2 protein-coding genes are annotated in these 14,394 nt (G+C 50.7%); both read right to left on the bottom strand.

Annotation, left to right across the window (positions count from 1 at the left end):
- A partial coding sequence (locus tag PKI34_11320; protein HNS18399.1) for an Ig-like domain-containing protein occupies window positions 1-4,942 on the bottom strand: 4,942 nt, incomplete at its 3' end.
- Window positions 4,943-5,052: 110 nt separating this feature from the next.
- The gene (locus PKI34_11315; protein ID HNS18398.1) at window positions 5,053-14,385 is read right to left on the bottom strand and encodes an HYR domain-containing protein; all 9,333 of its coding nucleotides are present in this window, start codon (window positions 14,383-14,385) and stop codon (window positions 5,053-5,055) included.
- Window positions 14,386-14,394 lie beyond the last annotated feature (9 nt).

Genomic DNA, 14,394 nt, shown 5'->3' with positions numbered 1-14,394 from the left:
CGCTGGGCGTGTCGTTCGTCTGCGCCGTGCCGCTCACCGGCGTATCCTCATCCGTCGTATTTATATCATCCACCGCCACAGGCTGGTCATCCACCGGATCGATCGTGATGGTCACCGTCGCCTCATCGCAGTCACCGTCCACGTCACACACCTGGTAGGTGAACACATCCGTACCGTTGTAGTTAGGATCCGGCGTGTAGGTATAACTCCCGTCGGGGTTCATCGTCACCTCCCCGTGAAGAGCTCCCCCGTCTTCGCCTACCAGCGTCCAGACGTTCCCGCCATCACCGCTGGGCGTGTCGTTCGTCTGCGCCGTGCCGCTCACCGGCGTATCCTCATCCGTGGCATTGACATCATCGTTCGCTATCGGCCAATCATTAACCTCCACCGACTCTTCCAGATCATCGCCAACCGTCGTCGGGTCAGGTTGGTCGCTGGTGGCAGCAGTCGTCGTGTTGGTTATGGTGTTCCCTCCCTGCCCCACATTAACCGTCCCTTCAATGGTTAGCGTAGCACTGGCAGATAAGGCTAAGTTGCCAACAGTCCAAACACCGTTACCTGAATTATAGGTTCCTTGCGTTACAGTCCCATTATTTACCGTCGGAGTCAGACCATCTGGGATAAGATCAGTCAGGGTAACATTATTGGCCTGGGCAGGACCGTTGTTGGTTACAGTAATGGTAAAAGTGACAATGTCCCCTTCATTCGGAGTCGGATCTCCACTGGCCAGCGTTTTAAGGGTTACCAGATCCGCCTGTGATGTAATCTCCACACGGTAATCCTCCACTTCCCCTGTCGGCGCAAAGCCGGTGTACGTCAGGTTGGGCTTTGTTGACCAGCGGAAACGAGCAAAGGTGTAACCGGTAACGGCATCTGCAGGGACGCTGACATTAAACTGGATCGTACCCGTCGCGGGACTGCCATCGCCGGTACCGTTGTCCATTACATCTGCAGCAATGTGTTCGCCGTCATCCGCCCAGTTGTTATTCGCGTTCCAGTCGATCCAGGCACTTAATTTTCCACCGGCTCCGTTGACCACAACCGTTATGGTCTGCGTCTGGCCGGGAATTAAATACGTGGGAAAAGTCACGCCATCTTCATCATCGGGAATTGTTCCAAGACCGTCATCGCCATCAATACCACTGAAACCGGCATTGGCCGAAGGCTGACCGTCGGATTCCCCGTCAACGGTGGTGCCTATGCTGAAATTGGGCACGATCCCATGGTTGGCACCGTCGTTAATGAGTAGTGTAGGATAAATGATCGTTGCCAGATTGTCGGGCGCGTCCCCGAAATCACACTGCAACAGCTGAAACTGCCTGTTGCTGGCCTCGCTGATGCCACATTCGTTCTCAACCTGCACACTCAGCGTGTACAGCGTGTTGGGAGCCGCATCCGACCAGTCAATGGAAACAATATGATCGTTGGGAGGGGTACCCGGAGTGAGAACCGGGCCATCAGGAGATATGGACCAGTAATAGGCAATGGCTTCCGGATCCCGGTAGACCTCAACCGTGTAATTCGTTTCATAGACATAAACCGTGTCGGGAACGATCTCGGCCCCAAAGCCGTCACTGAACTCGGAGGTGGAAAAACAGGTGCCATCCACCAAGGTGGCGGTGGTGGTAATGTACGAGCCGAACGTGACTCCTTTCGGCAAAGAAACATCAAACAAAGCATTGCCGCTGCCATCTGTTGTCACGGTCGTTGTCCCCAGGTAGGTCTGTCCTTCGCCGTTGCCTGTCGGATCCAGCCCGGGATTGGAAAAGAATTCGATGACGATGTTGGAGTTGCTATTGGTGTTGATCGTCCCTGTAACGTTTGTATAACTCGAAATATTCGAAACAACCGTTGTCAGCACCGGGAAATTCTGGAATCCGTTCACACCGCTGTCCGGATCAACGAGATCATTTTCGGTCACCCCTCCCGGTTCATAATTTCCATAGGAATGGTCGTCCAGGTCAATGCCCAGCATGCCGTTGTTGAAGATGGAGTTGCCGGAGATCCTGTTGCAGATGCTGGTAGGATCCTCATCCCTTAAATTGATCCCGGCCCAGCCGTTGTTTACGATTACGTTACCTTCGCCGGGACTGGTCCCTCCGATGGTATTATAAGAAATAGCATCCCGGAGTGAAATGCCGCTGTGAACGTTTCCCAGGTTTTCGGTACCAGTGGCCCCCGTGCCAATAAAATTGCCGATGATGGTATTGTAAGTAAAATTGTCAACATCGGAGAAGATCCCACACCGGCCGAGATCTCCTGTTATGTCGGTTCCGTTGGCCGAGATGATGTTACGGGAACAGGCCGTGGTACCGCCGATCAGACAGTAATCGTTAAATTCGTATAGATAGATGCCATTGTCTCCGTTCCCCAAGGGGAGTGTTCCGCTTTTTTCGGTACCTATATAATTCCCTTGTATGGTGATATAATCAACTCCATCATCGATATATATACCATTGCCAAGGTTCCCGGAAATCACGTTGCGTTTGTCGGGTGAAGTCCCTCCAATGGTGATATGGGAAGAGTTGGTCTTAATTTCGATCCCTTCCCACTGGCCTCCTGCAGCAAGGGTGCCGGTAATATCCGTACCGATGTAGTTGCCCTCGATGCTTGAATTTGTGACCCCATAGGTGGCAATTCCTCCGTAAAACCAGTTGTTTATGACCAGGCCCCTGATCACGCAATTTTCAAGCAGGGGATTGATTCCCCCTCCGTTATCCAGGGTGAACCCCCGTTTCATCTCGGAACACTGGAGGCCGCTGATCTCAATTTTAAGCTGTGCATCCGTGTTGTCGGGCATGCAGGTGGTATTTGGCTGAGCGCCGGGCTGTGTGTACCCATCGATTACCACCGGGTCGGTAATAATGGGCAATCCTGAATAAGGCTGTATGCTCCAGTAATCCCTTGAAGCCACATACCCCGCATCGGAGGCGGGGATGTTAAAATGGATGTAATCCAGTCCCGGATGGGCGTTGGCGTCGAGGATCGCCTGCCGGAGTGAACCGGGTACCATATTGGATTCGTCGTCATAGCAGTTTGTGACGACATGAATATTTGCAGCTGCGCCAAACATATAATAATCGCTGAATTCAGAGGTGTTGTTGGACACATCGGTGGCAGTGGCCGTTACATACCAGCCATCCGGGATCAGCCCTGGAGCCGTGAAGTTGAAGGGACCTGCATTCCCGGAACCATCGGTGGTCACGGATGTGCTTCCCAGGTACACCTTACCCTGGCCGTAACTTTGATAGTCATCATCATTGAAATAGATATTCGGGCTCCAGTAAAAATCAATAGTGAAACTGGCACTGGGGGTGCTGTTTAGAGTAGCAGTTATATCCGTGTTGAGCCCAGAATGAGTGATCCCGGTAATGACCGGAAAGTTCTGAAGACGGTTAGCTCCGTTATCGGAATCATTGATGTCATTTTCCGACCTTCCTCCCCCCAATGAAATTCCCAGGCCCTGGTTGTCGAAAATGCTGTTGCCGGCTATAAGATTATTGTAACCATTGCCTGAATCATACCATAAATAAACACCATGATCCTGGTTTCCTGCAATGATGTTGCCATCGCCTACAGCTCTTCCGCCAATGGTGATATTGTTCGAGTAATCCAGGTCTATCCCGCCGTAGGCATTGCCCAAAACCGGGTTGCCAAGGATATCCGTTCCGATTTTATTACCACGGATCATGACATAATTACTTCCTAATAATACGATACCAAAACCGTCTGTCATTCCGGATATCAGGTTGTCCGGACCGATGGTCGAATTGGAAAGGTGATCAAAATAAAGTCCTTCTTTATCTGAAGGATATCCGGCCGGAATAAGTGAGCTCATGCCTGAGATATCCGTCCCCACTTTATTCCCGGTCATCGTAAGGCCGCTGCAGTATTCTCCATACATTTGCTGATACCGGTTTCCGCTGATCAGGTTATCGCTGATCGTCACCGTTGTGCAGGTATTCATCTGAATACCCTTGTCATTCACGGAGCCAAATCCTGCAAGCGTTCCCGTTCTGTCGGCTCCGATGATATTCCCCCTTATGCTGATACTGGTACAAGGTGTTGCTGACGGGACGTTGTCACCGTAATTGAATGTAATATTGTCACCGCAGTTGGCGATCACGTTTCGTTCCTGAAGAGTGGTTCCTCCAATCAGGACCTGGGACGTATTGTTAAGATCAATGGCGCGGTTGCAGGCAAAATCTTCATTACCGCCCTGTCCTGTACAATTCCACCCGATGATGTTCCCCTGGATGGTCAGGTTTTGGCATCCATTCAATGGCGTTCCGTCGTCATCTGCTAAGATAGCTTCCTGGTAGGTGCCGGCGATGACATTCCCGCTGCCGGTCCCTGCTCCGCCGATGAGGGTTGTACCGCAGGCTTCAAGATAAATTCCGTTTCCATAGTTTGTGCTGTTATCCGCCCATAATCCTGCAGCATTCAACCCGATATGACAGGTTTGAACCGTGTTGTTTTCAGAACCGACAAATGAGATGCAATATTGATTCATGCGGTTCACGGCTAAACCCCGGATTGTGCAACCATCGGACGTGATCCAAAAGCCGTCCTTGTTCCAGTCCATCGGATCCGATACATCCAAACCCCGTATCTCAATCTTGATCGTATGCGGCGTGCCGGCCATCAGGTTGCCGGCCGAAGCGCCCGGCTGCGTCAGTCCGTCAATAGTTACGGCATCGGTGATCTCCGGGAGATTATCTTCCAGGGTGATAATCCAGACACCACCAGTATAATTCGGATCTGAGCCCGGGATATTGAAAAAAATGTTATCGGCGCCTGCATTGCCGTTAGCATTCAGGATGGCCTGCCCGAGCGAGCCCGGACCGCTGTCGCTGGTCGTAGTGACTTGAAAGTCGTCAGCCATGGCCGGAAAGTACATTAAGATACCGCAGGTCATCAAACTTAGTAAAGCCTTTTTCATACGTTTCCTGATTTGTATGTTTAACTCACACCCTTTGCAAACAGCAGCCGGTTGTGAACATTTTCCAATCCTATTTTATATCGTTTGCTCATCCAGATGGATGATATTTTTTATTCGGGTTTGAACACCGGTTTAGGCAATATATTCTGTATCTCAATGGCCAGGCAGGCAGTTTTGCCGGGACAGCCTGCAAAGCTCACCTCCACGCAAACATTACCGCTGGTGCTCCCTGCATTCATGGTGATGGTCGTCGTACCCTGACCCACCGTGATCGTTGATCCCAGGGGCACGGTCCAGGTATAGCCAGTCGCTCCCGTCACTGGCGGAATTGAGAATGTGTAACCCTCATCAGCAGCACAATAGACCGTCTGTCCGGCCTCAATGGGGCCCGGTGTTCCCAGACCGGTCACCTGTGTGGTCGCCGTGCTTGTATTGTTAGCGGAATTCCCTTCGGCGGTAGTACTTGCAACTGTTGAGGTGTTGGACAGCGTTCCGTCAGGTGTGTCGCAGCTGACGGTTCCGCGGATCATGAAACTGAAGCTGCTGCCGGAAGCCAGCGAACCGTAGGAGTAAGATCCCTGCCATATATCCCAGCTGGTTCCTCCATCAAGGCTGATCTGCGGACTAAGCACAGATGCTGGAACAACATCAGCAACGGTAACTGACTGCGCCTGAGAAGGACCATAGTTGGTCACCGTTAAGGCATACGTCAATGCGCCTCCTGCAGTGACCGGATCCGGTAAGTCGGTCTTGACAATGGCCAGGTCAGCGCAGTCATCCACAGTGACATTGAAGGAGCACGTAACAGCATTACCTGCAGCATCAGTCACCTGGAACGTATTGATCGTGGTTCCCGGAAGGAATGTGCTGCCACTGGGCAGACCGGCGATCTGCTCTGTGGTGGCTCCGGGACAGTTGTCGGTACCTACGGGAGCCGTATAATTGACCACTGCACCGCATACACCCGGATCATTCGGAACATTCATATCAGCCGGACAGGTGATCGCAGGATCCTCATTGTCGTTTACGGTCACCGTAAAACTGCACGACGCTGCTTGTCCGCAGCCATCTGTAATGGTCCAGATGACGGTCGTCGTTCCTTTGCTAAAAACATATCCTGCCAGTGTACCGGTTCCGTTCAGGTTGTTGACCACACTCAAGATACCGCAATTGTCGGTAGCTGTTAACGGATTGAATTCCGTTCCGGACGCTGTATAGATGCAGGCTCCCGGATTTGTGCTGCGGACCTGGTCGGCCGGACAGGTGATCTGCGGAAATATACCGTCAATGATGACGATAGTCTGCGTGCCGGTGCTTGAATTCCCGCACTGATCCGTAACAGTAAAGGTTCTCAGGATGGTTCCGGTGCCGTTGCAGCCGGGCCCGGTTTGCCACTGATCGGAATAGGTCCAGTTCTGGTTGGTGCCCCCGCAATTGCCGACAATATTCGAAGGCTGACCGGTATTGGATGGATCTGTCGATTGCTCACAGGAAATGGTCACAGCAGGAGGTGCATCGAATGTGGCCGGCGTATCATCGTAAACCGTAATGACCTGCTGGCAGGTGGCTGCATTCCCGCAGGCATCGGTTGCCCGGTAGGTACGGGTAAGGGTGTACCGGTTAGCGCACGTCTGGTCGGAAATTTCATCAATCACCCAGTTCACGATCACCGTGCCTCCGCAATTATCGGTAGCCGTCACAGCGGAAGTATTGACATCAGGAATATCCCGGGTACATTCCACCGAAACATCAGAAGGACAGCTGATCGTTGGTGGGGTGTTATCATAAACTGTAATGACCTGCGTGCAGGAAGATGAATTAGTGCTGCCATCCGTGGCTGTCCAGATGCGATTGATGGTGTAATTGTTCTGACAACTGCCTGCCACCGTCTGGTCGGTATGGGAAATGGTTATCGCCCCGGCAGCCGTGCAGTTATCGGTGGCAGTGGCGGTACCCGTGCTGGTTGGGCTTGTTGAAGCTTCACAGCTCACTGAAATAGTTGCCGGACAGATTATGGAAGGCGGGGTCTGGTCAATAACAGGGATCGGCCCTGAGATTGAAGTGTTATTATCCAAATTGGGATCAGGTGTCGATGAGGTAACGTGGGCAGTGTTCGTTATCGGTTCACAATTGGTAACATCAACATTGGCCCTGACCTTGATCCCGGTAGTCATATTAAAGGCAAGATCACCCAATATAAAAGTATTATCGGCAGGCCAGTTGGTCCAGGTAGTCCCATTATCAGTGGAATACTGGACAGTATTTAAACCGGTTGGAAGTGCATCCGTTGAGATTACGGCTACCGCATTGCTTGGACCGAGATTCCTGATTTCTATATCCCAGGTTATGGTCCCGCCGGCAACCACGGGAGAGGTCGTAACGGTTTTTATTATCCTCAGATCGGCAGAAACAGTAACAGGAGTCGAAGTGCTGGATGAATTGTTACCGGGAACTGGATCGGGTACATCGTTGCTGTTCACACTGGCAGTATTCGGTACGTTCGTGGTGACCCCCGGCAGTACGGTTCCTCTGATTAAAATCGTCACCGAAGAACCGTGATTTAATGATGCTACGGGATAAGAGCCACTCCATACTATCCAGGTGGACCCACCATCGTCAGAGTATTCTGCATTTGAAATATATGAGGAATTGATGTTATCGGTGATGGTTACATTGGTCGCATCAAAGTTGTTGTCATTGTTTGTAGCCGTTATGGAATAGCTTATCTGGGTCCCGGCAGTGACAGAAGCAGGGTCGGTCTTAACAATGGACAGATCAGCTTCCTTGTTTAACGTCGTACTGACGGATGCTGTATTGTTATCAATATCCGGATCAGGTGTAGTGGATGAAACAGAGGCAGTATTTATCAGTGGTGAAACAGCCAGGTCGGTGACCATTCCCTGAAGTTGAAACGTATAAGTGGAATTGACTGTCAACGTTCCGATATTCAACGGGCTGGTCCAGGGGTTCCAGTTGGTACCGCCGTCCGTAGAGTATTCAGGATTAGAGATATAGATTGTATTTATAACATCGGCTACAGATACGGATAAGGCATCGCTGGGGCCGTTGTTGACAACTGTAATAGTATAATTTATTAAATGATTCTTTTTTACCGGGGAAGTGTTGCAGATTTTAGTGATCGCCATATCGGCTGAAGTTGTCACCGGCGAAGTGACCGTACTGGAATTATTGCTGGTGTTGTTATCGTTTGTCGAATTTACGGTTGCTGTATTGACTAAATTACCTGTTAAACTGCTTGGCACCGTTCCTTTTAAATAAATAACTGTAGTACCGCCGGCATTTAAAGTACCAATTATGTGTGGGCTGATCCATGGATTCCAAACCACATTGTCGGTTGAAAACTGCATGTTGCTCAGCGACGCATTCACATCGGCAACCTCGACATTCAGGGCAGTGCTCGGCCCCGCATTGGTCACTGTGATGGAATAATATACCATCTGCCCGGCAACAACCGGCGATGTTGTACAGGTTTTCACAATGGATACATCTGCATTCCCGGATTGAATGGTCTCACTGTCACTTGTTGTATAATCCTGGCCGTTGTACGAATAATTCGCAGTTGCGATGTTGTAAATGCTTCCGGCTGAAAGATCCGAAGTTAGTACAGTATAAGTTGTTGTAAATGTCTGGGATGCTCCCGGTGCAAGGGTCGCGATCGTCTCATTCATACCTGTTAATGGGTCCGTAACAGTTATACCATTCAGTGCAGCCGTGCCTGTATTGGTCACCACTATATGGTAAGTAATCACATCATCTGTCGCATTGTAGGTTGTAGCCGAAGTGTTACCATTCACTGAGTACAGTGTTTTAACGATCGTGAGACAAACATTCTCGATCGTCACTGAGGCTGTCACCGAACACAATTTTGCATCAGTGATCGTAACGGTATACGTTCCGGCTGCAAGGTTTGATGCGGTGGTCGTGCTTTGCACAGGGGTGGTATTCCAGGAATAGGAATAGGGCCCAAAACCGGCTGATTCATCGGGTGTTACCGCTACCGTTGCGGTTCCGTTATGGAGACCGCAGGATTCGTGAGTCGTATTCGCTGCAGTAATTTCTGCGGAAATCTGGGATATGTAAATTGTCAGCAGACCCTCGTCCGTTAAGCCAGCCGGATCCTCAACCAGATAGGTGATGGTCAATGTCCCGGTATAACCAGGAGTCGGGGTAAACGTAAAGGAACCATTGTAGGATGGATCCCAGGCGATGGTGCCCTGCTGGTCAGTTGGTCCGTTCAGGGGCAGGAATTCCAGCTCAGACAGGGTGTTGTCGCCGTCATAATCATTGCTGGCCACAGACCCCGTAACCACTGTACCCGAGCAGGTGATAAAATAATCATCAAGTGCAACCGGTGCCGAGCAGCTGGGCATGATGACCGTTCCGCTTCCATCGTCGGTGCACCCATTGGCATCGGTAACGGTTACTGAATAAGTGCCGGCATCCAGGCCCGTAATGTAGCTCGTAGTGGCACCTGTTGACCAAAGATAGGAATAGGGGCCTGTTCCGCCTGTTATCTCTGCATATGCTGAACCATCCGCAGCCAGGCAACTCCGGTCATAGGGGGTGACTGTAACGACAAGGGTGGGTGCTGAACTGACTGTGATATCGCTTAACGTCGCAGAACATCCATCCGCATCGGTCACTGTCACACTGTATGTTCCAGCAGCAAGTCCAGACGGATCCTGGTTGGTAAAACCGTTTGACCATACGTACGAGAAAGGTGATATTCCATTGACAACCGTGAGGTCTATTGATCCTGTATTGCCACCACATGCAGAAGCATCCACGGTCGTTGCATAAAGCTCTATCTCAGCAGAAGGTTCGGTGATCGTGACACTTCCGTTGACAGTGCAACCCTTGGTATCGGTTACAACGACTGAATAAGATCCTGCAATCAGGCCGGAGGCTGTTGGTAAGGTTGATCCATTGGACCATAAATAACTGAAGGGCAAGGTTCCGCCAGTGGGACTTGCCGTTGCGCTTCCATCATTGCCTCCCTTGCAGGTCACATCTTCATGTGAAAGGGTGAGTACAAGCAATGGAGGTTCACTGATGGTTATTCCTGAAAGAACGGCAGTGCAAAGATTGACATCCGTTACAGTGACGGAATAGGCGCCGGCAATCAGCCCCGTGATATCTTCAGTGGTAGCAGCATTCGACCATAAATACGTATAGGGAGCGACGCCACCGGTCACGGTAAGATCGATGCTGCCATCGGATCCGCCATAACACGAAATATTGGAATGGGTTTCTGACAGGGCAACAGCCGCAGGCTGGGTGATGGTATATGTGGCAGAAGCCGTGCAGTTAGATGCATCATATACCGTAACGTGGTAACTCCCGGCAAGGAGACCTGTCCTGTCCTCGAAATCATTTGTACCGGAAATGTCATCCCAGTCGTACGTGTAAACGCCTGTTCCTCCGCTTGCGGTAATATTTATCTCACCTGTGGATCCGCCATAGCATAAGATATTGGTAACTACCCCGGTTACGACAACACCTGAGGGTTCATTAACTGTGGCACTGGCCACTGCCGTACATCCCTTGCTGTCGGTCACGGTCACAGAATAAGTGCCCGCACCGACACCCGTAAGATCCGGTGAAGTGGCACCATTTGACCAGAGGTAGGTATACGATGGAGTCCCTCCACTGACTGATGAAGCAATGCTACCAGTGGCTGCTCCGTAACATGTAGCATCGGCGGCAGAAGCTGAAGCACTGAGCAACGGTGGCTCCGTAATCGTAAATGAAGCGGTCGCCTGGCAGCCATGACCATCCGTGACGATGATACTGTACGTACCTGCGGCCAGCCCCGTCAGATCCTGTGTGTTCATGCCATTCGACCAGGAATAGAAATACATCGGAGTCCCACCGGTTACAGTCAAATCAATGGCACCTCCGTTACTGCCATAACAGCTGACATATGTTGGTATACCAGAAACTGCAAGCGCATCCGGCTGTGTGATCTCAATATTCTCTATTTCAAGGATACAACCGTTATAATCGGTAATGATCACAGTGTAAAATCCTGCCGGAAGATTAGAAATATCTTTTGAGGTCGCAGAGAAGACTCCGGGCCCTGACCATGAATATATATAAGGATCGGTTCCGCCGGTTACATTTAAAATAATTTGTCCATCTGAAGCGCCATTACAGCTGACATGCGTAATGATTTGCGCTGCTGACAATCCGGCAACCGGCTGTGTGACCGTAATGGTCAGGTTTGCCGTACATCCCTTGTTATCCAGCACAGTCACAACATATGTTCCGGCATATAATCCGGTCAGGTGATTGGTATTGCTTCCAAAAGGACTTCCATCCTTTGTCCAGGAATAGCTGTAAGGAGATGTCCCTCCTGAAACCAGTGCGGTTATAGAAGCACCACCTCCACCATAACAGCTCACATTGGTATGGACCTCATCAATCACAAGGGAAGCCGGTTGTTGAATCGTAACCGATGCAGCCCCTTTGCAACCATTCTTATCCGTAACCACCACGCTGTACTCTCCTGCTGAAAGTCCTGCAATATCCTCTGTCGTGGCTCCGTTGGACCATAGATACGTATAAGGTGTCTGGGCTGGAGATTGTGTGACAGTAAGATCAATGGATCCATTCGAATCGCCGTAACAGGATAGATCATTGGTCGCCGGTGAGGCAACCGGCCCGTCCAGATCAAAAACAGAATAGGTTTCTTCAGTGGAGCACAGTGTGACGATATCTGTAACCAAAACAGTATAATTCCCGGCAGGGATGCTGGTCAGATCCTGGGTGGTGGCTCCATTGTTCCAGTCATAGGAATAACTTCCGGATCCACCTGACGGATTAAGATCGATCGAACCGATGGGTTGACCACAGGCAGCAGGACTGATCACCGTTCCAGTAAGAACAGGCGGAGCCCCAACGCTTACACTTACGTTTGCAGTGGCGGTGCAACCATCCTCATTCGTCACGGTAACCGTGTAAATGCCATTGTTGTTCAGGGCAGTTGCGTTAAAAATGATGGGATTTGCACTGGAAGAGGTAAATCCGCTGGGACCGGTCCAGTAATAACTGACACCACCACTGGCAAAAAGCTCCAGTGCACCCCCTTCGCATACAGGACTGGCTGAGGCTGTAGCTATAGCTTCATGAACATACACGTCCCTGCAAATCTGAGACGTCGTTCCGCAAATATTGTGTGCGACAACACACACCTGATAAGTTCCCGGTGTCACATCACTCCAGTTGATAACTATCGAAGGAGTGCCCTGCCCCGATACGATCACTGCTCCTGGGGGAACAGTCCAAATATAGGAATCATTTTCAGGATCAGGGTACACCGAAAATACACTGGCGGCATCTGAGCGGCATACATCGTACCCTATACAATCTACCGGAGTACTCAAAATGTGAGGACCGGAGACAATGGTACATCCGTTGGCATCTGTGACGGTGACGGAATAGGTTCCCGGCAGCAATCCGGTACGGTCCTCAGGATTGCTCGTTCCCGGCAGATCACTCCAATCGCAGGTATAGGGTGTTGTGCCACCGCTTACAACCAAGGTTATGCTTCCGTCAATGTAACATGTTGGTTGAATGACGGTTGGAATCAGCGAAAGAGAGGCAGCCGGTTCAGTTATGGTCACACTCAGGGTGACCGGGCCGCAATTGTTGAGATCTTTGGTATAAAGAGTATACGGACCTGCCGCCAATCCGGTAAAAGTACCTGAAGCATAATAATTAGTTCCGTTGATACTGTAAGAATAGGGCACAGTTCCGCCATTTCCGGCGATAGTGATGCTTCCGGTGCTCTGCCCGTTACAGCTCACATCTGTTTTGGCAACGAGTGAAATAGATAGTGCTGTCGGCTGGGTCACAGTAACAGTATTGGTGGTAACTGTACAGGGTCCGGGGTTTGGACTTGCGTCCCGGACAGTCACCGTGTAGGTGCCTGCACCTGCGGTAAAGGTATTGCCGGACTGGTAAGGACCACCGTTAAGGCTGTACTGAAGGGTTCCGGTACCGCCGCTGGCGGAAACGGTGAGGGTGGTGGTTCCGCCATTGCAGAGAACAGGATTGGGGCTGGCAGCCAGACTTGCCGTGATCGTGGGATAATTGGCAATTGTAAATGCAGTGGCTGGGCTGTAACAACTGTTAGTGGCATCCTCGAAAGCTGCATAATAGATACCGGCCGGCACAGCCGAAGGTGTGGCCACCTTGTTTCCTAAGGTGGCCGGTGTGGCCGTATGCCATGTAACATTCATACTGGCAGGTGTATTACAGGGATTATGCTGGGTTAAATTGTAGGTCGTCCCCTCACAGATCTGATAAAAGGTTGATATAGTATTCTGAGGACTGATGATCAGCACTGCGGTGTTGTTGGCTGTTTCAGGATCAGGTTGATTGCCGGTGATGGTGGCGATGTTTTTATAGTCATTACCGCACAATACTGTCGCATCAATGGTCAAAGTTGCACTTGCTCCATTGGCGAGGCTGCCAATGCTCCAGGTAACCGTCTGATTGCCGCTGTTATAGGAAGCTGTTCCCGTAGCAGTGCTATGGGAAACATACTGAAAACCGTTTGGTAAAACATCGCTGGCAGTAACACCTGTAGCCGCATCCGGTCCGTTGTTCGTTGCTGTAAGAGTGAATGTAACCGTTGAACCCAGAACAGGTGTAGTGGGAGTGGAAGACTTTGTGATTTGAATATCGCTTGCGGCTAAGGGTTTAATAGAAACCCCGCTCATTGACCAGTCATCTTTTATCAGTGTCCACGATAAGGATGTATTAGCGGAACCAGGCTTTGTACAACCAGCCCCTGTACATTCGGAAGCAGTATTAACGTTCCACCGTTGCGTTTGCCCTGTAGTATTGTTGACATTCTGATTTTGTACTGAAACCACGTTAAACACCAGCTCGCTGCTGGCTGAAGTGACATTAAGCGTTGCATTGGTGCTGTTCCCGACATTCGATGCATAGGTGCCCAAAGGAGTCGTCTGGTTGACTCCGGTAAAGGTCATGACTCCCACAACGGCTCCTTTGCCGACAGTCCCGCTGAAGGATACCACTACGCTGGCCGTTCCGGAGGCAGGAGCTATAAGCCTGTATATGGCCGTTTTTGCATTTCCGTTGGATGTCTGTGCACCAACTAATGTCAAGGCAGTTCCACCATAGGTTACACCCGTAACGGTACGGTCCCTGCTCGAAATCCCGACAAGCATTAACCTGTCGGATCCTGCTCCTGTTGTATGGCTGACCGTTATGGAGGATCCAGCGGTTGCAGAGCCAGAACTTGTGGCATCTACCGATACTTGAGACCACAGATTACCCGCAGTAGTGACCAGGAATAGCACTAAAAGCGAGATAAAGCCGAGTTTCCGGATAAAGGATAATGCTTTGATACGATCAATCCTGGTGGTCGGGTTGGGGTATGTATTCTTCATAACTGTACT

Source organism: Bacteroidales bacterium, from assembly GCA_035342335.1.
Classification (GTDB): Bacteria; Bacteroidota; Bacteroidia; order Bacteroidales; family JAGONC01; genus JAGONC01.
The sequence above is the reverse complement of the archived record's forward strand: the minus strand, read 5'-3'. Positions and strand labels throughout refer to the sequence as shown.

Bases quoted from the DNA above. Each gene is read 5' to 3' on its own strand.
- PKI34_11315 (HNS18398.1), bottom strand. From the start codon at position 14,385: ATGAAGAATACATACCCCAACCCGACCACCAGGATTGATCGTATCAAA.